We start from the raw sequence: 20,442 nt of genomic DNA, 5'->3' as shown, positions 1-20,442 counted from the left end.
CAGGTCGGTGTAAATGGACATGGTGCACAATTTCTTTTCGTGCAAGTTGCTAAAGCCGCTAAAGGAGATACATCATCAAATAAACAGCGGCTGCTTCTTCAAACTGTCTGATGTCAATCCCGGTCCGTTCGATGAATTTATCAATTCTGTACTGCAGGCTGTTTCGGTGGATAAACAAACGTTTTGCTGTAAGAGAGGCATTCAGGTTGCATCTCATATACGTTTTGATGGTCAGGGATGTCTCGGGATCAGACAGCGCCTCTCTTACGGCGTCCGAAAACGAAGAAGCATGAACCCGCTCGGGTTTTGCCGTCAAAAAAGACGGGAGACACTGGCAAAACGTGGCGACGTTTCCGATGTCACCCGCTTCCAGCATATAATGAAACATTTGTTTTTCAAAGCGGATTTTGCCTTGAAGCGATCCGTTGACTGGATGAAGCTGGCCGCTGAAAAACACAGGGTTTGCCATGAAATCGCTTGTCAGTGCATGCGCAAGCTCGGACAGCTCTTTTTTGGCGAGAAACGGCGAAGGATTTTCGTGGACGATGACAGCTTCGTGCCGGTCGTACCATACCACAAGCGGGTCTTTAAAAAAGCCGCTGACCGCTTCTTTGATCGCCTGTCTTTCTTCAGGTACATGCTCCATTTTAAAAAAATGTCCTTGCATCAGCTGAATGTTCCCTGGGTTTGGAAGGGGGGCATTGCGAAAAAAATATTGATGCCATTCTTTCTCCCGCTTTGTCAGCTGCTGTTCGGGACGCGGTTCTGAGAAAGGCCGGAACAGGCAATGGAGCAGCTCTTTTTCCCGGTCGGTGACCGCGTTTTTCAAAACGCCGAAGGTCTCGCCTTCGTCCGTTTGAAACCATAATGCATCGTGTTTTGAAACAGCCTCAGATACAATCATCCGTTCACCGTAAAGCGTCTTTAATTTCTCCAGCATACGACAACGTCCTTTTCTTTATTCGTAAATATGGAAGAGCATTAATTCATGAATTTCGCTTTTCAGGGAAGGCTCGTCATCGTGCGGGGGATAGGTGCTGCCCCACTCGATTTCCCCTGATTTATGATAGATTCCTTCATAGTGAATCCCTTTATGATAAAACGATATTTTCCAGCCGGGAAGCCTTTCTTTTTTAAACAGCGGCTTCCATTGAAAATGAGAAATCATAAACGCCACGCTCCTTCATTGATTTCAGGTGGGTCAAATCCAGCGAGCTGTCTACACGTTGATTTGTTATCATTGTATCTCATTCACAGAAAAGATCATAGATTCTTTTCAAGTGGAGCTTTTTCAAAAAAATACCGTGAAGAAGCAGGTTCTTCACGGCTTGAGGTCATGCCACATGTCCTCCGGATTAAGGATGGACTGTTCAGTTAAATAGGAAGCATATTCGAAGCTTCTTTTCTTCGTTAAGCTGCTGACAGATGCCAGACGGGGATGGGAGAAGATCCCCCTGCCGGGCCGGGAATTGGCTTCAAACAGCCATACTTTTCCCGAACGGTCCAATCCGAGGTCAAAGCCGATTTCCCCGATGAAACCGTCAAGCTTTTCGTCAAGGACCCGGCTGAGGAGGAGCGCCGCTTTTGTCAGTTTTTGCAGAGTGTGAAGCCTTTCCTGAGGATCATCATATAGCTCTGCAAGCGTTTTGACGGCACCGCCGCTCGACATGTGGGTTGTAATTCCGTCTTTTCCAGCGATTTTGACCGCGATGGCTGTGACGGTCCATTGGCCTTTTCCGTTTTTGTTTGTATGAACCCTGAAGTCTGCCGGATGATGATCCACTTCGATCCGTTCGATGCCCTGCTGGGCGAGATAAGAAGAATGTTTGTGCAGTCTCTGCCATTCATCTAAACATTCAGCAGCGGACGAATAAGATGTGACGCCTTCGGCATGTCTGGCGAGAATTCCGTTTTCTTCCCGTTTTGAAAGCTGGAGTATGCCTTTGCCCAAACTGCCGCCGGCGGGCTTTACATAAATGAAGCCGTATTGACCGATCATGTCTTCGATTTTACCGGCATCGGGCTCGAATGCCGAAAATGGAAGCAATTCCGCTGTCCTCTCGTCTTGTTGCAGACATTTATAGATCTCCCATTTGTTAAAGAAGCCCGGGTTGAACCACGGAATCCGGTATTCATCCATAAGGCGGGTTTTTGTTTCCCGCAGAGCGGCGGATTCTTCCGCTTTGCGGTTCGGCAGTCTGTCGTAAACGACGTTGGGAAGGGGGACTGTGGCCTCCTCCCAGCCGTTTTCCCTGAAAATGAGAGCCTGCACTGTACCTTCTTCCCAATCTATCTGGTGCGCTCCGAACAGATAGCTGTAGCCTCCTGCCGGGAGATCCATCGTCAAAAGCTTCGAAAAAAATAAAGACCTCCCTCTGACAGGGTCCAGCTGCGATTTTGTAAAACCGGCCGTGAAAATCCCGATTAAAGGTCCGATATAGACGGTATTGTCGCGGAAAATCAGGGAGGCTTTGCCGCGGTACGGAATCCGCAGGTTTTTGTACAGATTTTCAGATAATAAAACGGTGCGCTTCAAATGGCTGTCAAATGAGACGTGGCAACGTTCAACACTTGTACCGAAAGCTGCGAATAACAAACCGTCCTGTTTAAAAGAAGCGGGCAGGAGCATCGTGTTTTCGCTCGTCTGGTGGATGCCGACGGTCAGCGGTTGACCGGTCATCTTTTCTCAGCCCCTTTCGCGCCGGCTGAAGCCGTTAAGAATGAGCAGTACTCCAAAGGACCTTTATACAAAAGCTCCCTTTTTTCAGGAGAGTGCTTAATAAAAGCGTGCTTTCCGGGCTTTGAATTGACATCCAGAAGCCAGACTTTTCCGTCTTTCGTCAGGCAGATATCAAGGCCGAGCTCGAATAATGGTCCGTGATTTGATTCAAGCACCAGGGGTACGGCCTGCGCCATTGTCTCTAAATCATCGAGAAGGACGGCCTGGCGCTTTTTCGGCACGGATAAAAGCCAGCTGTCAAAGCTCACCGCCTCTGAGCCCCCGGCCAGGTTTGCAAGCAGTCCGTGCTGATAGCTCCGCCTTACCGTTTTGCCGGCTGTTTCCCATTCTCCACTGCCGTTTTTCTGAAGCAGCAGCCTGATATCGCACGGAAAACCGTCTTTGTCTTGAATATCGAGGAACGATTGCAGCAAATAGCGGTGCTGAAGAACTTTCTGACACCACGTTTCAAATGAAGCCTGTTTCGAAAATGACTTCAGCTGTTTGTGTTTTCCGGTTTGGTAGGCGGCCTTGACCGTTTTTCCCGTAAGCTCGAGGTGAATGATGCCGCGGCCTCCTGATCCGGATGCAGGCTTCAAGATGCACGCTTTTTCTTTTGCAAGCTTGCGCAGGATATCCTGGGCGTTTTCTGCAATCGATGTGGCAGGAAGGTAGGACTTGATGACGGGATCGGCATTCAATGCTTTGAAAACCGTCCATTTGTCAGGAAGTCCGAGTCCTAAAAATGTTGTTTTAGGATACTTTTTGAGCCATTCGACAATCGGTTTTGCTTTTTTCGATTGCTGATCTCTGCCGTAAAAGCAGCGGTCATAGATCAATTCCGGGATTTCTCTTTCAATTTCATTCCACTGTCCTGACTTCGGGTGAAAGGAGAGCCCTTTCACAAGCAGGGAACCGGGGGAAATATCCAGGGGCGTGAAACGGATAAACCGGATTCCATAGTCCGAAGCCATTTTGGCCAGTTCTTCGGCATAGGCTTTTTCATGTTCGTGCGACAGCGACATAAATCCAAGCGTCATCATGATTATACCTCCTTCATGAAAAACAAGGCTTAACAGGCTGAGACTGTCAAACTTCGGGCAAACTTTAATATATAGACTTCTGTTTCATGATACGCTTGAGATTGCAGAAATAGGCTTTTGTAAATTGGAAATGATTAAAAATTTTAGAGCGCCCTTCATACAATTGCCATCTGACCCATTGTATTTTGAAGCGGCTTGCTCCATTCCGTTATTTGCCCGTCTTTTATTCAGCTACTATAATAACGTTAGGCAAGACGGTGAGGATCGACCATAAGGCCCACGCTGTGCAGCTAAGATGTCAGGTAAAAAGGAAGGCAGTTGAAAAGAACATGTATGTATTTGGGGTTTTTGCCGTTATGATTGCAGTCGGTGCACTTATCGGCGCTGTAACGAACCATTTTGCGATTAAAATGCTTTTTCGCCCATATAAAGCGGTCTACATATTTGGAAAGAGGGTTCCTTTTACACCCGGATTAATTCCGAAAAGGCGCGATGAATTGGCGAGACAGATGGGACAGATGGTCACAGGCCATCTGCTGACAACAGAAGGGATCAAAAAAAAGCTTGCATCCGATGCGGTTAAAAGCCAGGCGGTGCAGGTTGGGGAGCGGATCTTGGCGCACCTCTCGCAATCAACGGCCACCGTTGAAGAAGCATTGGAAAGCATCGGAATTTCAAATCCCGCCCAAAAAGCGGATCGGGCGGTATCCAGATGGACGGATGAGAAGCTGTCCGCATTGTTAGAGGCATATGAAAATGAACCGCTCAAAGAGCTTATCCCTCTTGAGGCCCAGAAAAAGCTGAAAGAGAAAATTCCGATGGTGTCCGGCTATATTTTAAGCCGGACTGTCACCTACTTTGAAAGCGGCGAAGGAAAGGAACGCCTCGGACATATGATTGACGATTTTTTGAAAGAACGGGGCATGCTCGGCAGCATGGTGCAGATGTTTTTAGGCAACAGCAGTCTGGTTGACCGCGTTCAGCCGGAGATTGTGAAGTTTTTAAAGAACGGCGAGACCGCGCGTCTTTTAACGGATCTGCTTGAAAACGAATGGGACAAGCTGAAAGAATATACGTTCAAGGAAGCGGATGACAAATGGAATCTCAAATCTCTCATTTTCGATTTGAAGGAAAAGCTTTTGAAACGATTCTCGTTTCAGCCGTTTTTCGAAAAAACGATTGGCTCCTCTATTGCCAGTGTTGAGCGGGAGATCGCTTTGCGCCTGCCGCAGATTGCCGACCGGCTTCTCGAAGAGGCGGGCCGCCGCCTGGATCAAGTGCTCAAGCAGCTGGAGCTCGAGCAAATCGTCAAGGAACAGGTGGACAACTTCCCTGTTGAACGTCTTGAAGAAATGGTGCTGTCCATTTCCAGGCGGGAGTTCAAAATGATCACGTATTTAGGCGGTCTGCTTGGCGGAATTATCGGAGCCGTGCAAGCCATCTTTGTAATTTTGATCTGAGGCTGAAGACGGCCTGTTCAAACGGAATTATCGTATAACTGTGAAAAACGCTCCATAGTTTGTTATAGTGGAGTGGTGCCGATTCCATAAGAAGAATACAGGCAGGAAAGGAGCGGATTAGGATGACGGTCAATTTACATGACTCGGCTTATGACTTGGGGCAAGCCTTGCGACAAAGCGATGAATATTCCCGATTGAAAAATCTTTATGATGAGGTGAATGGCGACCCATCTGCTAAAAAGATGTTTGATAACTTTCGCGATATTCAAATGAACCTTCAGCAAAAACAGATGAACGGCGAAGACATCACACAGGAAGAAGTCGAACAAGCGCAAAAATCCGTGGCGCTCGTCCAGCAGCATGATAAAATCTCGCAGCTGATGGAAGCGGAACAGCGGATGAGCATGCTGATTGCTGAATTAAACAAAATCATCATGAAGCCTTTGGAAGAGCTTTACGGAAACCCAGAGAGCTGATAAAAAATCCCCCCTTGTCAAGGCAAGAGGGGATTTTTTCACTAAGTGAACAAATAACGTTCATAAAGATTTAAAAAAAGACTTGTCAATTCATGAAATAGTTGCGATAATATTAAATGTAAGTGCTTTCATTTTTTTGCCGGGATACGATCATGAAAAACGGACTGGCGGCAAAATGATAAGGGGTATAGAGGAAATTAACAGACTGAAAGCACGTCTGCTGGTCAAATAAAGGGGTTATCAATATACGGTGAATTGAACGAAAGGGGCGTTGAATTCACTGTTTTGAATATGAGGGAGAATCATGATCGTATCCACAAGATGCGAAGTAAAAAGTCTGTGAAAACAGGCTTTTTTAGTATGTGCATCAAGAGGGCTGTTCTAAAAAAAGAGATCGGGACATATCCTCTATAACAGATTCAGTCATCAAAGAAGGGGGACCTCCTGGTGTCAAAACAAATGCTTGCGCTGAATATAGACGGAACGCTGCTTCGGACAAACGGACGGCTTCATCCCGCAACGAAGGAAGCGATCGAATATGCAAAGAAGAAAGGTGTATATGTTACGCTTGTGACGAATAGACATTTTCGCTCCGCTCAAAAAATCGCCAAATCTTTAAAGCTGGATACGAAGCTGATTACGCACAGCGGAGCCATCATAGCGGACAAAATCGACGATCCTTTATTAGAAAAAAGGATTTCCGAAGAACAGACATTTAACCTTGTTCAAATACTGGAAAGCTATGATTGCAATATCAGAATCCTCCATGAAAAATATTCGATTGGAAACCGGAAAAAAACGAATTCAAACCTGCTGGGGAAAACGATGATTCACCCGTCTGACCCGATTTTTTATCCCGTCCAGTTTGTCGATTCGCTGAGCGACATGCTGATGGATGAACCGGTCAGCGCACCGGTGATCGAGGTTTATTGCTCAACAGGACAGTCCGAAGAAATCAGGCAGACGATCACAAATGCATTTCCTCTCGTCGACATCATTGGAGCGGGGGAAAAAATGCTGATTGTCCATAAAGGGGTTTCCAAAGAAGCAGGCTTGACGATGCTCGCCGCCGACCTCGGTCTAAAAATGGAAGATGTCGTTGCGATCGGCCATGAAATCGACGACCTCCCGATGATCGAGCTTGCCGGACTCGGAGTCGCAATGGGCAATGCTCCTCAGAAAGTCAAACAAAAAGCGGATTGGGTGACGCGCTCCAATGATGAACAGGGCGTCGCTTATATGATTAAAGAATACTTCAGAATGCAGCAAAGCAAAGGGTTTCTTAAAAAATTCCATATTAAAAAAGTCTGATTCTGATAGAATCCCCGCTTTCAACTCGAATGCGGGGATTATTCATTCATCGCTGCCACGTAGGAATGTTTGTTTCCCGGATTGATTTTGGCCATTTATTTTTGTACACTAAAGAAAGTTTTGAAACGAAAAAGGTGATGACATTGCGCATTTATATAGAAGGGCTCCAAGATGAAAGGTTCCAGAGACCGCTTGAGCATATAGCCAACTTATTCTTTGAAGAAAGCGAAGTCGCTTTTGGCGAAGAAGCGCCGGCAGACCTTGCGATCGTTCTCGGCTACGACCGGGAAGAGAACGGCGTCAAGGCTTCGGGTATGATAAAAGATACGGACATTAGAGCGGAATATGCAAAAAACATTGACCCCAAACTGACGGAAAAGGAAGCGTTTAAGCAGGTGAAAAATACCGTTTCCTACGTTTTTTTGAGCATGCTTCAGGAGCATACCGGAATCATTCAGAAATGGGGGATTCTCACCGGTGTTCGTCCGACAAAGCTGCTTCATAAAAAGCTGGAGAGCGGCATGCCAAAGGAAGAGGCACATGCCGAGCTGAAACGGGATTATTTAATTCACGACGAAAAAATCGAACTGATGCAAAACATCATTGACCGTCAGCTGAAAGCGGTACCCGATTTGTATGAGCTGAGTCAAGAAGTCAGCATTTACATCGGCATCCCGTTTTGTCCGACGAAGTGCGCCTACTGCACGTTTCCGGCGTATGCGATCAGAGGACAAGCCGGACGGGTCGGCTCATTTTTGTGGGGGCTTCACTATGAGATGCAAAAAATCGGCGAATGGCTCAAGGAGAACGATGTCAGAATAACGACCGTTTATTTCGGCGGCGGAACGCCGACAAGCATTACCGCTGAAGAAATGGATCTATTGTATGAAGAAATGTACCGTTCATTTCCCGATGTAAAAAACATCCGCGAGGTCACAGTTGAGGCTGGACGGCCCGATACGATCACAGAGGAAAAGCTCGCAGTCTTAAAAAAATGGAACATCGACCGAATCAGCATTAATCCCCAGTCTTACGAGAATGAAACGCTGAAAGCGATCGGACGCCACCATACGGTCGAAGAAACGATCGAAAAGTATCATCTGTCGCGAAATGCCGGCATGTCGAACATCAATATGGATTTAATCATCGGCCTTCCGGGCGAAGGGGTAAAAGAATTCAGAAACTCTCTTTCCGAAACCGAAAAATTAATGCCCGAATCATTGACCGTCCATACGCTGTCATTTAAGCGCGCGTCTGAAATGACGAAAAACAAACATAAGTATAAGGTGGCTGACCGCGAGGAGATTGTCGCGATGATGGATGACGCTGTCTCGTGGACGAAACAGCACGGCTACCATCCCTACTATTTGTACAGGCAGAAAAACATTCTCGGCAACCTAGAGAATATAGGCTATTCCCTTCCCGGCCAGGAAAGCATCTATAACATCATGATCATGGAGGAAAAACAGACGATTATCGGGATCGGCTGCGGAGCTGCGAGCAAATTCGTCGATCCGGAAACGGGAAAGATCACACACTTCTCCAACCCGAAAGACCCGAAAACGTACAATGACAGATTTGAACACTATACAAACGAAAAAATCCGCTACTTGTCTGAGCTTTTTCAGAAGGAGGCAAAAAGCGGTTCTCAACAGGAATAGAAGCTGCTGCCGGTATCGCCGGCAGCTTTTTTATTGCGGAATCAAACCGGAATCGGCAACAAAAAAAGGTTTTAAAGGGCGAAGGTGGAATAGTTTAAACAGTATCAATTGTAAACGTATTCACGGAGGTGCAAGATGGAGTATATCAAATGGAAAGACGAAGACGGGATTTTTGAAATTGTGCTGAATCGCTCTGAGGCGTACAATGCCTTGAATGAAAAAATGCTTGAAGAACTGAATGAAGCTTTGCGTATTGCAGAGGAAAGCGAATCGCTGCTTCTCCTTGTGAGAGGCAGCGGCAAAGGATTTTCGGCAGGCGGAGACATTAAGATGATGCTGTCTTCCGGAGATCAAGACAGCTCTGCCCGCGTCATTGACACAATTTCTGAAATTGCGGTGAAGCTTTACAGCATGCCGAAGATGACGACAGCGGCTGTCCACGGGGCGGCCGCAGGTCTGGGATTGAGCCTCGCGCTCAGCTGCGACCATGTGCTGGTCGAAAAAGAGGCGAAGTTGGCGATGAATTTTATCGGCATCGGGCTTGTTCCCGACGGAGGCGGACACTTCTTTTTAGAGCGGAGAATCGGTGAAGCTGCGGCCAAAGAATTGATTTGGAGCGGGAAACAATTGACGGGGGCCGAAGCGCACGAACTTCGGATCGCAGACGCCGTGTTCAGCGGGGACTCCGGCCGTTTTGCGCGCATCTATCTTGAAAAGCTTCTGCACGCTCCGCTGGCAGCGATGATTGAGACAAAAAAGATCTATCAGGCGCTGAATGGCGGTAGGCTGCAGAAAACGCTTGAACTCGAGAAAGCGGCCCAAATGAAAATGAGGCTGACAAGCGACCATCAGGAAGGAATCCGCGCATTTTTAGAAAAGCGCCAGCCGCAATTTAACCGTCAGCAAGTATAACAAGAGGGCCCGACAGGAAATTGACCTTGGGAAATGATGTGCAGAAGCAATTGTAAAAAAATTTAAGTTTCTATAAAATGATTCATAAGGACACAGGTCTGTACGAAGTCTTGGGAGGCGGGGAAATTGAAACAGAAGATTCCATCTGAATACGTTGCTAGTAAGCTGAATGATTGGTACAACGCCATTCGGAAAAATCAGATCGCCGCCAGTGAATCATTGAAAGCGGAAATTTTAAATGATTTTCAAGACATGGAAGAAAATCAGGACGTCCTGCTCTACTATTCGCTGCTCGAATTTAGGCATAAGCTGATGCTCAGCTATTTGAAACCACAAAAGACTGAAAATATTGAAAAAAACCTCCGCGACTTAGAAGAGAAAAAGGACCAAATGACAGGTTTACTAAACTATTATTACTGGTTTTTTAAAGGGATGTATGAGTTCAAACAAAAGCGGTTTGTCAAAGCAATCGGCTGCTATAAAACGGCTGAACAAAAAGTCAGCGCCTTGGAAGACGAGGTTGAAAAAGCGGAATTTTATTATAAGCTGGCGGAAATCTACTATTATATCAGCCAGAGATATTTATCGATCAACTATGCGACGCTCGCTTCCGACATTTTTAACCGGTATGAGACGCTAAAAGAAAAAAAGATTTTCTGCGATTTTATCATTGCCGGCAATTGGGTTGAATCGATGACATACGGACCAGCGCTGAAAAGCCTGGCCAACGCGCTTGAAGACGCCGCGAAAATCAAAAACAGCCATTTGACGGCAGCCGCTCATTTTAATTTGGGAAATTGCTATTTCCATCAAGAATCGTACCGGGAAGCCTCAGATCATATGGAGAGCGCCCTTTCCATTTTTGAACAGGAAAGTTCATCATATATTCCAAAAGTGCTGTACAACTTAATGTACGTCCGTCTAAAACAGGGAAATCATGTCGGAGCGGCCGACTGTTATGAAAAAGGCATCCGAAGTGCGGCATCGCTCGGAGATGAAGAACACGCGGCCAAGCTTAACATTCTATCCGGGCTGTATTTGGACGGCGGGGATCGGAAAGCCGTGGAAATCGGATTTGATTATTTGGAGTCAAACCATTTATATGCCGCTGTTGAAGAGCTGGCTTTAGACGCAGCCCAGTACTATAATCAAATGGAGCGGCTTGAAGATGCCATTTTTTACTATGAGAAGTGCGCTCAGGCAAGACGAAAAATCAAAAGGGGAGATGCGTTGTATGAAAGCTAAACTGTTGTTCGTCGCGGTGTCGCTGGCTGTTGTGTTAACGTCTTCAGGCTTTTTGGCAGATGTGGGAAAAGCTCCTTCCTTGTACGCGGACAAAATGATCACGACTGACAAGGAGGCCCGAGTTTAAGAACATGATTTCATCTGAGAATGAGCGGGCTGACGCAGCGAAAGAATGGACGATGTATATTACAGTTTCTTGCCTTTTCATCCTGATCGTCTCTGTGATTTGTTTTTTCGCTCCGGCCTACAGCTTGCAGGATCTGCTGTTTCGACTGTTTGATGCCGTCATCATCTGTGTGCTGGCGGTCAATGGCCTTTATTTTCTGCGAAAAAATAAAGGCGTCGCTTGCTTATCGTTTTTACTCTGTTTCATCAACATGGGACTGCTCATTGTTATGATGATCCACTAGTGTTTGGCGGATTAAAGGGCAGGCGGCAGCGGGAGACCTTCCCCAAAAGAGCCGCCTTGCCCCGTATTTTAGTCAGCTCCGGAAAACAATGATTTTACCGGACGAATGTACTACCCGGTGTGTATGCTCCAAAAATTGCTTTTCCTTCAGCATTCCTCTTCCTTTCTCTTTCGCTTCTTCATCATCGGCCGCTTCAAATCGCTCATTCAAAAGCGTTTCTCCACCAGTATTGAAAACGGTTACATAATAACTTTCCATTTCTCTTCCCCTTTCTCAAAATATGATCTATTTGTTTAAAATTATATAAAAATCAAAAAAATCCTTTTTAAAATGGTATGACTAACGTATGATTGTAAATTGGAAGGAGGAGTTATTATGCTCAAAATCGATCACGTCACGAAAAAGTTCGGTTCATTTACAGCTGTAAACGATCTGACGCTGGAGATTCCAGACAAGCAAATGTTCGGTCTGCTCGGCGCCAACGGAGCAGGGAAAACGACGACATTCCGAATGATATTAGGCCTTTTGAATGCGACAGAGGGTACTGTCACATGGAAAGGACAGCCGATTAACTACGGTATCACAAACAGCATCGGCTACTTGCCCGAAGAGCGCGGACTGTATCCGAAGCTGAAGGTGAAAGATCAGCTCGTATACCTTGGCCGCCTGAAAGGCATGACAAAGCAAAATGCGCTCAAGGAAATGGAGAAGTGGCTCGAACGGTTCCATATTACGGAATACGCCGACAAAAAGGTTGAGGAGCTCTCGAAAGGGAACCAGCAAAAAATTCAATTCATCACGGCCGTGCTGCACAAGCCGGAGCTTTTGATTCTCGACGAGCCGTTCAGCGGTCTCGATCCGGTGAATGTCGAGCTATTAAAAGACGCGGTCATTTCTTTGAAAGACGACGGCACTTCGATTGTATTTTCAAGCCACAGAATGGAGCATGTCGAAGAGCTGTGCGAACACGTCTGCATTTTGCAGCGCGGGACGCCTGTCGTTCAAGGGAAATTAAAAGAAATCAAACGTTCTTTTGGCAGAAAGAATGTCACGATTCACGCAGACGGCGACTTGAGCTTCTTGAAAGAGGCGGACGGTATAGTCAAATGGCGGGATCATTCCGAAGGAGTCCGCCTGCAGGTCGAAAATGAAGAAGTCTCTCAAGAACTGTTTACAATGCTTCAAGGACGCGGGTTTATCAGAAAATTTGAACTTGAAGAGCCTTCTTTGCATGATATTTTCGTCGAAAAGGTAGGTGCCCGTTATGAATAAGTTTTGGATTGTTCTTTTTCATACATATCTCAGCAAGCTGAAAACAAAGTCGTTCATCATTTCAACGGTGATCACGCTTGCGCTTGTCGTGCTCGTCACAAATCTGGGATCGATTATTTCCATGTTTGATGACGGCGGAGAGGGTGATAAAATCGCCGTCATTGACCGTTCAAATCAGCTGTACGACACGTTTGCCCAGCAAGTGAAAGCACTCGACACTGATGAAGCGCTGGAAGTCGAAAAAGCGGATAAACCGGAAAAAGAGCTTGAAAAAGACGTCAGAGACGAAAAGCTCGAAGGCATTTTAATCCTGGACAGAGATAAAAAAGGCGTGCTGAAAGGAACGTATAAAGCGCTCGAAATCGCTGATTCCACAGCTGTCTCCACGATTGAACAGGCGCTCTCACAAGCAAAGGTTGCCGTTGGAACGGCTGAATTGAACGTACCACAGGAAAAGCTGAGTGAACTGTTTACACCGGTAAAAGTCAACAGTGTCGCCTTGAAAGAAGGCGCGAAAACCGAGGAAGAGCTTCAAAAGGCGACAGGACTTGTATATGTTGTGCTGTTTGTCATCTATTTTTCGGTTTTGACGTACGCGTCAATGATCGCGACAGAAGTTGCGACGGAAAAGTCTTCCCGCGTGATGGAAATTTTAATTTCCAGCGTGCCGCCTGTCCAGCAAATGTTCGCCAAACTGTTCGGCGTCGCTCTGTTAGGATTGACACAGATTGCCGCACTGTTTCTTGTCGGCTATCTTTCGCTCCAGTCCAGCCAGGAAAAGGGAGGGGATGCAGCCGATATGATTAAAGGATTTCTTGACATTTCCGGCGTACCTACTGCAACGCTTGTGTACGCGGCCATTTTCTTGATGCTCGGCTACTTCCTCTACGCAACTCTTGCGGCATTTCTCGGAAGCGTCGTCAGCCGGATTGAAGATGTTCAGCAGATGATTTCGCCGATGATTCTGCTGGTCGTCGCAGGATTCGTAATTGCCATGGTCGGGCTAAGTACACCAGATTCAACGTTCATTACCGTTACTTCATTCATTCCGTTCTTTGCGCCAATGATCATGTTTCTCAGAGTCGGCGTGCTTGATATTCCGTTTTGGGAAGCGGCACTCGGCATCGGCATTACCGCTCTCACCATTGTGATTCTCGCCGTCATCGGGGCGAGGGTGTATAAAGGCGGCGTGCTCATGTACACGAGCGGCGGCGGATTGAAAAATATCAAACAGGCGCTTCGTCTGTCAAAAGATCGATAATGAAAGAGAAAAGCAGCTTGAAAGAAAAGCTGCTTTTTTCGTGCAAAGAGTAGAACGTGCATTCGCTTTCAACCCGTGATAGAATGGGAGCAGAATATTTTATGAAAAGGAGCAGAAGATTGACAAACATCACTTTCATTCATGCGGCCGATCTGCACCTGGACAGTCCGTTTCACGGCATCAGCCGGCTACCCGAAGAGGTTTACCGGCGGATCAAAAACAGCACATTTAAAAGCGCTGAAAATGTGTTTAAGCTTGCGATTGATGAAGAGGCCGACTTCATTTTGCTTGCCGGCGATCTTTTCGACGAAGCAAACCGCAGTTTAAAAGCACAGATGTTTTTGAGAAAGCAATTTTTAAAGTTGAAAGAGAACAACATCCAAGTCTATGTGATTTTTGGCAATCACGATCATCTGGGCGGCGATTGGACGCCGATTGATTGGCCGGACAACGTCCACATTTTCTCGTCGGAAGACATTGAAGAAAAATCGTTTTACAAAGACGGCCGGCTCGCCGCAAGCATCTACGGCTACAGCTATCCCGAGCGCTCTGTTTTTGCCAATAAGGCTGCTGAAATCAAAAAAACGACCGACGCGCCCTTGCATATCGGCATGATTCATGGGACGCTTTCCGGGGAGAGCGGCCATGATCCGTACTGTCCTTTTTCCCTTCAAGATTTAAAAAACGGCCGGATGGATTACTGGGCGCTTGGCCATATACATAAAAGACAGGTCATTTCAGCCTCCGAACCGGCGGTGATTTATCCGGGAAACACGCAATCGCGGCACATGAAGGAAACGGGAGAGAAAGGCTGCTATCTCGTCAATGTTTGCGGCGGAGAACTGTCCTTCGAATTTAAAGCCTTATCGGATGTTCTGTGGGAAACGGCCAGCATCGATATCTCAGAGACAAAGCAGATGACAGAGCTGATCAGCCTGATGCAGGATGCCCTTCAATCTTTCAGAAACAGAGGCAAGCCGGCATGCGTCAAGGTGGTATTGACAGGAGAAACACCCTCTTATTTGGCGGAAGGACAGGCCGGCATCGTGGACGAGATCCTTGACATCTTCCATGAAGAAGAGCGGGAGGAAGACGCGTTCATCTGGCTTACCGCGATCGAAGATCAAACAGATGCCGCCTTGTCTGGAATTGAACGGGACGCTTTTTTTCAGGAGCTATTGCAAGAAATGCAGGAATTTCAGGATTTCAGCCTGATTTTTGACGATTTGGAGCGGCATCCGGTCTTTAGAAGGCACGGAGAGCGGTTTCATGAAGAAGACTTCCGGGACATTCGCGCGCAGGCGGAAAAACTGCTGCTTCATGAACTGAAGACATTGAAAAGATAAGGGAGGGTGCAGGGTGAATATACATGCGATACATATATACGGATACGGTAAATTTGCCAATCAGACATTTCGCCTGTCTCCTTCAAATCTGCATTTGGTCTACGGGCTCAATGAAGCCGGGAAAACGACGCTCATGTCGTTTATTGAAAGCGTGCTGTTCGGTTTTCCGAAGACGAAACGGTATGAGCCGAAAACGGGCGTTATTTACGGGGGGATGCTTGAGGTCGGGCACCCTGATTTGGGGCAGATCCGGATCGAACGAACGGCCGGAAAGCCTGAGCGGGTCACCGTTTATCTGGAAGACGGCAGCACGAAGCCGGAAGGTTTTTTAAATGAGCTGCTGTCAGGCGTCGACAGACAGCTGTATAAAGCGATCTATTCATTTGACGTGTTCGGCCTTCAGGAAATTCATAAATTCAACCGCGACAAAATCGGCCGTTTTCTGCTGTTTTCGAGTCTGTTCGGCTCTGAAGCGATTTCAAAGATGGATGCCGGCCTCGTGAAAAAGCAGGAAGAGCTGTTTAAACCGAACGGCCGGAAACCTGAACTGAATCAGGAGCTCGACCGGTTAAAAAAGCTTTCCGAAGATTTGAAAAAAGCGAAAGCGCGGGAAGGCGACTACCACCGCCTGTTAAACGAAAAAAAAGGCGCTGAGGCCTCAATAAAGGACAGCGGACAACTGCTAAAAGATCTTGAGCATCTCGTCTCACAAATCGAGCAGGCGATTGAGATTCTGCCGGCAGCCGCGGAAAAACGCCAGCTGGAAGAGCAGCTCGCATCTTTCGGCGGCTCAGGGGAAAGCCGTTTCCCCGAAGGCGGACTTTTTGAGCTTGAAAAGCTCGAATCCCACCTGCATCCAAAAGCGGCTCAGCTGAAGGCGCTGGAAGAGAAAAAGCGCCGTTTGGAACAGCGGGCCGCCGCTTTTGCACCGGCTGAAGACTTTCTCGAGCACGAAGCGGAAGAGCTTTTAAAAGCATATCCGTTTTACCAGTCGTATTCCGAAAAAATCGCGTCTTTGACTGATCAGCTTCACCAGATTAACGGACGGGTTCAAGCGGGGCTTGGGCGCCTGAAAATCGAGGAATGCGATATCCTCAATGCGGACACCGCGTATGAATATGAGTGGAAGGTGCAGGAAACCGCTCAGGCATACATCGAGCTGCGTGAACTGAAACGGTCGCTTGACGAACGCTTTGAGCAGGCGAGAGCTGATCTGGAGGAAGCTGAACAGGCCCACGCCGCTCTCAGCAATGAAGTGATGCCGGAAGATGTCCGCAAGCAAAAGGAGGAAACCCTCAGCCGGCTTGCGTCCGCCGGCGGCCATGCCGGAAGGCGGGAAGAGCTGCTCCTTCAGCTGTCCTATCTGAAGCAAGAACAAAAGGTTCGGATGAAAAGAAGAAAGACCGCTTTTGCAGTAGCGCTTTGTGCTGCTTTTGCGGCAGCTTGTGCGGCGCTCTTTTTCAAGGAGTGGTTCCCGGGCGCTTTACTCGTGCCGATCTTGCTCATATTTGCCGCTGTTGTTCTAAAAAAGCCCGAGCCTTCCGCGGCATCGGCTTTTATTCAAAAACAGCTGGACGACATTGATCGCAGCGGTACAAAAAACGGAGTGAGTGACAACGCTTTGAGGGAAGAGCTGTGGAAGGACGACCAAACCCGGCAGCTCCTTATCGCAAAACAAGCAGAGCTCAGACAGAGAGAAGCGGAATATGAAAGAGCGATTCAGAAGTTCGAAGCGTGGGAAAAGGATATCCGTCCGTATCAGGAGAAGACCGAACGCTATTTGAGAGAGCTGAACCTGTCAATCGACCCGTCATTTTTAGCCGATGCGTACGCTTTGATCAAGGAACTCCGAGAGGAAATGTTGAAAAAGCGGGATATCGAGCAAGAGCTGAGCCGCCTTCAGGCTAAAAAAGCATCCTTTGAATCGGAATTGAGAAAGCTTGTCTCATCTCTCGGCCGCGCTGGCGAAAGCGTCCAAGAGCAGGTGTTTCTACTGAAAAGCGCGCTTGGTTCCCAAAAAGAAAAACTTCGGCAAAAACAGGAAGCGGACGTGTCTTTAAAGCATACCGCCGAACAAATCAAAGAGCTGACAAAAGAGACGGAATACTTCCAATCCCAAATTGGCGAACTCTTTCAAAAAGCAGGGGCGGACGGCCGTGAGATGTTCATCGGTCTGGCGAAGCGCGACCAAGCCAAAAAAGAATTAACGGCAAGGCTCGGGCAGCTCAAAAGAGAGCTCGGCAGGCAGGACGAGAAGGCCGTCATGCTTGCATCAGAACACTCTCTTGCAGAACTGAAAGGAAAGCTGGCCGAGGCGCAGGAAAAAAGAGCCCGTATAGAAAATAAGCTTGCAGAAGAAAGACAAAAGGCGGCGAATGTCCATGCGGAACTGGTCAGACTTGAGGAATCGGGAGCGGTATCCGAGCTCGCCTATCAGACCGGAATGCAAAAAGAGCGGGTCGCCGAACTGGCCAAAAAGTGGGCAGCCGTCAAGCTGATCCGGCAGGCGGTCAAAAACAAGATCGATGAACATAAGAAGGTTCGGCTTCCGAAGCTGTTACAAACGGCTGAAACATTACTGAACCCATTGACTGCCGGGCAATACGAAAAAATTTATTTTTCTGAAACAGATGAATCCATGATGGTCATGCGGAAAGACGGGGCTGTTTTTTACGCCCACGAACTGTCCCAGGCAACTTGTGAACAGCTCTATTTAGCGATCCGATTCGCTCTGGCCCTCTCCCATCAAAAGGAAGTCAAATTGCCGTTCCAGCTGGATGACAGCTTTGTCCACTTTGACGAGGAGAGGTTTAAACAAGTGCTGAACATCTTAAAAAAGCTTTCAGGCGAAGAACAGCAAATCTTGTATTTTACGTGTCATGAACATGTAAGAGAAGCTTTTCACGACGAAGATGTGATCCTGCTGCCTCCCGTCATGAAAAACGTGGAAGTAAAGGGTATAACTAACAAATAAAAGTGTGTGCTATAATGATTTTATGTAGGAAAACGGAGGGAGCTTTATCATGGCAAAAGGTATCATGCTGCACGAAGTTGGCGAGCAGGTTGATTTGTATTTGCTCATTAAATCGTCAACGAAAGGAATCGCGAGCAATGGGAAACCGTTTTTAACGCTGATGCTCCAGGATCAGTCCGGAGATATAGAAGCGAAGCTTTGGGACGCCAAACAGCAGGACGAAGTGACCTACGGCCCGCAGACGATCGTGAAAGTGGTCGGCGACATTCATCATTACCGCGGGCGGAATCAGCTGAAGCTGAGAAACATCAGACCTGCGGGCGACAATGACAATGTCAAAATCGATGACTTTCTTGAGACTGCACCGATTCCCAAAAACGAAATGATGGATGCGGTCACTCAATATATTTTTGAAATGAAAAACCCGAGTATTCAGCGAATCACGAGGCACCTCGTCAAAAAATACGGCAAGGAATTCATTGATTATCCAGCTGCGACGAAAAATCACCACGAGTTCGTATCAGGTCTCGCATACCATGTTGTCTCCATGCTGAACCTGGCCAAATCGGTCGCAGACCTGTATCCGTCGCTCGATCGCGACCTATTGTACGCAGGTGTTATTTTGCATGACCTTGGAAAAGTAAAAGAACTATCCGGACCGGTGTCCACGACCTATACTGTCGAAGGGAATCTGCTGGGGCACATTTCGATTATGGTGACAGAAATTGCAAAAGCAGCCGAAGAGCTTCAAATTGATTCAGAAGAAGTGCTGATTCTCCAGCATTTGATTTTAAGCCATCACGGCAAACCCGAATGGGGCAGTCCAAAGCCGCCGATGGTCAAGGAAGCGGAAATTCTTCACTATATCGACAACCTTGACGCGAAGATCAATATGATGGACAGAGCGCTCGAACGGGTCAAGCCGGGAGAGTATACCGAACGCGTCTTTGCATTGGATAATCGTTCCTTTTACAAGCCTGTTTTTCACAAATAAGCGTCATAACTTGTCTCCCTTTTGCATAATGTCTGATATACAGTTTATTCAAAAAAGGGGGAAAAGCCGTGCTGCTGTTTCCGTGGTGGGTGTACCTTTGCATCGTCGGCATTATTTTCAGCGCCTATAAGCTGATGACGACGGCAAAGGAAGAGGAAAAGATCGATCAGGCTTTTATCGAAAAAGAAGGCCGCATTTATATCGAACGGATGGAAAAAGAAAAAGCACAGCGCATGAAGCGTTCATTGGATGAAGATCAAGAACAGCATGAAAAATCGGCTGACAGTCATTCCATCGCATAAAAAAAGCTGTCCGGCCCCGCGAGGGGAGGACAGCTTTTTTGGCGTCAGCTGCTGCTGCTTGTCTGAGCTTGGCGCTGGTCGACTTGTTTTTTCAACTCTTTGTCTTTTACTTTTAGATCAGCATCTTTGACAAGTTTGTCGATAACAGATTGCAGTTCAGTTTGATCGTTTTGCTTTTGTTCTTGGACCTCTTTTTTGAGATCTTTTTTCATGTCTTCATATTTGCCGCGCTCTTCGTCTTTCTTAATGATGTGATAGCCGAATTGCGATTTCACAGGGCCGCTGATTTCGCCGGTTTTCAAAGCAAACGCAGCTTTGACGAAATCCTTGTCCATGTTATCTTCCTTGCCGACCCATCCGAGGTCGCCGCCTTTTTCGGCTGTTCCGTCAGTTGAATACTCTTTTGCAAGGTCTTCGAATTTTTCGCCTTTTTTCAGCTTTTTCTCAACTTCTTCAGCCGTTTTCTTTTCCTTCACAAGAATGTGGCTCAAGTGGATTTTGCCTTTTAGGCCGTCATAATATTCTTTTACGTCATCATCGGTTACTTTTATGTTATCCTTTGCGGCTTTTTTCATGAGAAGTTCGTATTTGATCTGTTCTTTGACGAAGTCTTCGCCTTTCTGCTCAATGAGCTGGTTGAGCTGGTCACCCATCGACTTTTTGTACTCGTTCAGCTTTTTGTCGATTTCTTTGTCGGAGACATTGTATTTATCATCGAGTACTTTTTGCTGAACGAGCATGTTCAGTGCGTCCGCTCCGGCATTGTCTTTTAATGTTTGATAAAGGTCTTCTTTTGTAATATTTCCAGCTTTTGTTTCTGCAACAACCTCAGAGTCTCCTCCGCTGCATGCGCTGAGAGCCAGCACACTTGTCGCTGTAATCGCCGCAATTGCAATCTTCTTCATAAATGCAAACACTCCTAATCATAACAGTTTAAACTTTCCTTTGAATTGTATCATATCATATTCTGACATGCTGTAAAAAGATTTTCAACAGAGGGGCATCCGTCTAGTCAAATTTTCTTTCCGCTCATACAAATATATTGATCAAGAAAAG

General features: G+C 47.0%; 20 protein-coding genes. 14 read left to right on the top strand and 6 right to left on the bottom strand.

Going from position 1 to position 20,442, the window contains the following annotated elements; all coding sequences use genetic code 11:
* Nucleotides 1-58: 58 nt before the first annotated feature.
* The 4 genes from M1E03_RS16130 to M1E03_RS16115 all read right to left on the bottom strand — a co-directional run bounded on the left by M1E03_RS16130 (nt 59) and on the right by M1E03_RS16115 (nt 3,762).
* Nucleotides 59-940 (bottom strand): helix-turn-helix domain-containing protein, encoded by an 882-nt coding sequence (locus M1E03_RS16130; protein ID WP_020450773.1) that lies wholly within the window; start codon nt 938-940, stop codon nt 59-61.
* An 18-nt stretch (nt 941-958) separates the two neighbouring features.
* Complete coding sequence (locus tag M1E03_RS16125; RefSeq protein ID WP_171866274.1) at nt 959-1,177, bottom strand: YheE family protein; 219 nt, start codon at nt 1,175-1,177, stop codon at nt 959-961.
* Nucleotides 1,178-1,321: 144 nt separating this feature from the next.
* Nucleotides 1,322-2,680, bottom strand: coding sequence for a YheC/YheD family endospore coat-associated protein (locus M1E03_RS16120; protein ID WP_095289929.1), 1,359 nt, complete (start codon nt 2,678-2,680; stop codon nt 1,322-1,324).
* Entirely contained in the window at nt 2,677-3,762 is a 1,086-nt protein-coding gene (locus tag M1E03_RS16115) for a YheC/YheD family endospore coat-associated protein (protein ID WP_020450775.1), read from the bottom strand. Before M1E03_RS16115 ends, M1E03_RS16120 begins: the two co-directional genes overlap by 4 nt.
* 329 nt (nt 3,763-4,091) lie before the next feature.
* Between M1E03_RS16115 and M1E03_RS16110 the strand changes: the two genes are divergently transcribed.
* From M1E03_RS16110 to M1E03_RS16075, 8 genes are all read left to right on the top strand, one after another.
* Nucleotides 4,092-5,222 (top strand): DUF445 domain-containing protein, encoded by a 1,131-nt coding sequence (locus M1E03_RS16110; RefSeq protein ID WP_458110512.1) that lies wholly within the window; start codon nt 4,092-4,094, stop codon nt 5,220-5,222.
* A 122-nt stretch (nt 5,223-5,344) separates the two neighbouring features.
* Entirely contained in the window at nt 5,345-5,698 is a 354-nt protein-coding gene (locus tag M1E03_RS16105) for a YlbF family regulator (RefSeq protein ID WP_016886435.1), read from the top strand.
* Between the two features lie 447 nt (nt 5,699-6,145).
* The gene (locus tag M1E03_RS16100; RefSeq protein ID WP_016886434.1) at nt 6,146-7,009 is read left to right on the top strand and encodes a Cof-type HAD-IIB family hydrolase; all 864 of its coding nucleotides are present in this window, start codon (nt 6,146-6,148) and stop codon (nt 7,007-7,009) included.
* A gap of 143 nt (nt 7,010-7,152) precedes the next feature.
* Nucleotides 7,153-8,670, top strand: a complete 1,518-nt coding sequence (locus M1E03_RS16095) for a coproporphyrinogen III oxidase (RefSeq protein WP_103749107.1) — start codon at nt 7,153-7,155, stop codon at nt 8,668-8,670.
* 135 nt (nt 8,671-8,805) lie between these two features.
* Nucleotides 8,806-9,582, top strand: a complete 777-nt coding sequence (locus tag M1E03_RS16090) for an enoyl-CoA hydratase (protein ID WP_020450783.1) — start codon at nt 8,806-8,808, stop codon at nt 9,580-9,582.
* 126 nt (nt 9,583-9,708) lie between these two features.
* Complete coding sequence (locus M1E03_RS16085) at nt 9,709-10,827, top strand: Rap family tetratricopeptide repeat protein (RefSeq protein ID WP_026579963.1); 1,119 nt, start codon at nt 9,709-9,711, stop codon at nt 10,825-10,827.
* A complete protein-coding gene (locus tag M1E03_RS16080; protein WP_023856549.1) occupies nt 10,817-10,954 on the top strand; it encodes a hypothetical protein in 138 nt (45 codons plus the stop codon). Before M1E03_RS16085 ends, M1E03_RS16080 begins: the two co-directional genes overlap by 11 nt.
* Nucleotides 10,955-10,958: 4 nt before the next feature.
* Entirely contained in the window at nt 10,959-11,237 is a 279-nt protein-coding gene (locus tag M1E03_RS16075) for a hypothetical protein (RefSeq protein WP_020450785.1), read from the top strand.
* A gap of 72 nt (nt 11,238-11,309) precedes the next feature.
* On the opposite strand, the gene M1E03_RS16070 is transcribed toward M1E03_RS16075, so the two are convergent.
* Nucleotides 11,310-11,495, bottom strand: coding sequence for a YhzD family protein (locus tag M1E03_RS16070; RefSeq protein ID WP_145654175.1), 186 nt, complete (start codon nt 11,493-11,495; stop codon nt 11,310-11,312).
* 117 nt (nt 11,496-11,612) lie between these two features.
* Here M1E03_RS16070 and M1E03_RS16065 point away from each other — a divergent pair, with 117 nt between their 5' ends.
* From M1E03_RS16065 to M1E03_RS16040, 6 genes are all read left to right on the top strand, one after another.
* Nucleotides 11,613-12,509 (top strand): ABC transporter ATP-binding protein, encoded by an 897-nt coding sequence (locus M1E03_RS16065; protein ID WP_020450787.1) that lies wholly within the window; start codon nt 11,613-11,615, stop codon nt 12,507-12,509.
* Entirely contained in the window at nt 12,502-13,770 is a 1,269-nt protein-coding gene (locus M1E03_RS16060) for an ABC transporter permease (RefSeq protein ID WP_020450788.1), read from the top strand. Before M1E03_RS16065 ends, M1E03_RS16060 begins: the two co-directional genes overlap by 8 nt.
* Before the next feature lie 119 nt (nt 13,771-13,889).
* The gene (locus tag M1E03_RS16055) at nt 13,890-15,116 is read left to right on the top strand and encodes a metallophosphoesterase family protein (protein ID WP_023856551.1); all 1,227 of its coding nucleotides are present in this window, start codon (nt 13,890-13,892) and stop codon (nt 15,114-15,116) included.
* Nucleotides 15,117-15,129: 13 nt separating this feature from the next.
* Nucleotides 15,130-18,090: an AAA family ATPase gene (locus M1E03_RS16050; RefSeq protein WP_458110511.1), complete on the top strand. Its 2,961-nt coding sequence runs from the start codon at nt 15,130-15,132 to the stop codon at nt 18,088-18,090.
* Nucleotides 18,091-18,139: 49 nt separating this feature from the next.
* Nucleotides 18,140-19,084: a 3'-5' exoribonuclease YhaM gene (gene yhaM, locus M1E03_RS16045; protein WP_020450791.1), complete on the top strand. Its 945-nt coding sequence runs from the start codon at nt 18,140-18,142 to the stop codon at nt 19,082-19,084.
* Nucleotides 19,085-19,152: 68 nt separating this feature from the next.
* A complete protein-coding gene (locus tag M1E03_RS16040) occupies nt 19,153-19,386 on the top strand; it encodes a sporulation YhaL family protein (protein WP_020450792.1) in 234 nt (77 codons plus the stop codon).
* A gap of 44 nt (nt 19,387-19,430) precedes the next feature.
* On the opposite strand, the gene M1E03_RS16035 is transcribed toward M1E03_RS16040, so the two are convergent.
* A complete protein-coding gene (locus M1E03_RS16035; protein WP_020450793.1) occupies nt 19,431-20,291 on the bottom strand; it encodes a peptidylprolyl isomerase in 861 nt (286 codons plus the stop codon).
* Nucleotides 20,292-20,442 lie beyond the last annotated feature (151 nt).

Source organism: Bacillus sp. PK6-013, assembly GCF_054161445.1.
This window is presented reverse-complemented; position numbering and strand designations above follow the sequence as displayed.

Coding starts and splice junctions, on each gene's coding strand:
- yhaM (WP_020450791.1), top strand. CDS start 18,140: ATGGCAAAAGGTATCATGCTGCACGAAGTTGGCGAGCAGGTTGATTTG.
- M1E03_RS16075 (WP_020450785.1), top strand. CDS start 10,959: ATGATTTCATCTGAGAATGAGCGGGCTGACGCAGCGAAAGAATGGACG.
- M1E03_RS16060 (WP_020450788.1), top strand. CDS start 12,502: ATGAATAAGTTTTGGATTGTTCTTTTTCATACATATCTCAGCAAGCTG.
- M1E03_RS16070 (WP_145654175.1), bottom strand. CDS start 11,495: ATGGAAAGTTATTATGTAACCGTTTTCAATACTGGTGGAGAAACGCTT.
- M1E03_RS16120 (WP_095289929.1), bottom strand. CDS start 2,680: ATGACCGGTCAACCGCTGACCGTCGGCATCCACCAGACGAGCGAAAAC.
- M1E03_RS16130 (WP_020450773.1), bottom strand. CDS start 940: ATGCTGGAGAAATTAAAGACGCTTTACGGTGAACGGATGATTGTATCT.
- M1E03_RS16035 (WP_020450793.1), bottom strand. CDS start 20,291: ATGAAGAAGATTGCAATTGCGGCGATTACAGCGACAAGTGTGCTGGCT.
- M1E03_RS16110 (WP_458110512.1), top strand. CDS start 4,092: ATGTATGTATTTGGGGTTTTTGCCGTTATGATTGCAGTCGGTGCACTT.
- M1E03_RS16065 (WP_020450787.1), top strand. CDS start 11,613: ATGCTCAAAATCGATCACGTCACGAAAAAGTTCGGTTCATTTACAGCT.
- M1E03_RS16105 (WP_016886435.1), top strand. CDS start 5,345: ATGACGGTCAATTTACATGACTCGGCTTATGACTTGGGGCAAGCCTTG.
- M1E03_RS16115 (WP_020450775.1), bottom strand. CDS start 3,762: ATGATGACGCTTGGATTTATGTCGCTGTCGCACGAACATGAAAAAGCC.
- M1E03_RS16080 (WP_023856549.1), top strand. CDS start 10,817: ATGAAAGCTAAACTGTTGTTCGTCGCGGTGTCGCTGGCTGTTGTGTTA.
- M1E03_RS16090 (WP_020450783.1), top strand. CDS start 8,806: ATGGAGTATATCAAATGGAAAGACGAAGACGGGATTTTTGAAATTGTG.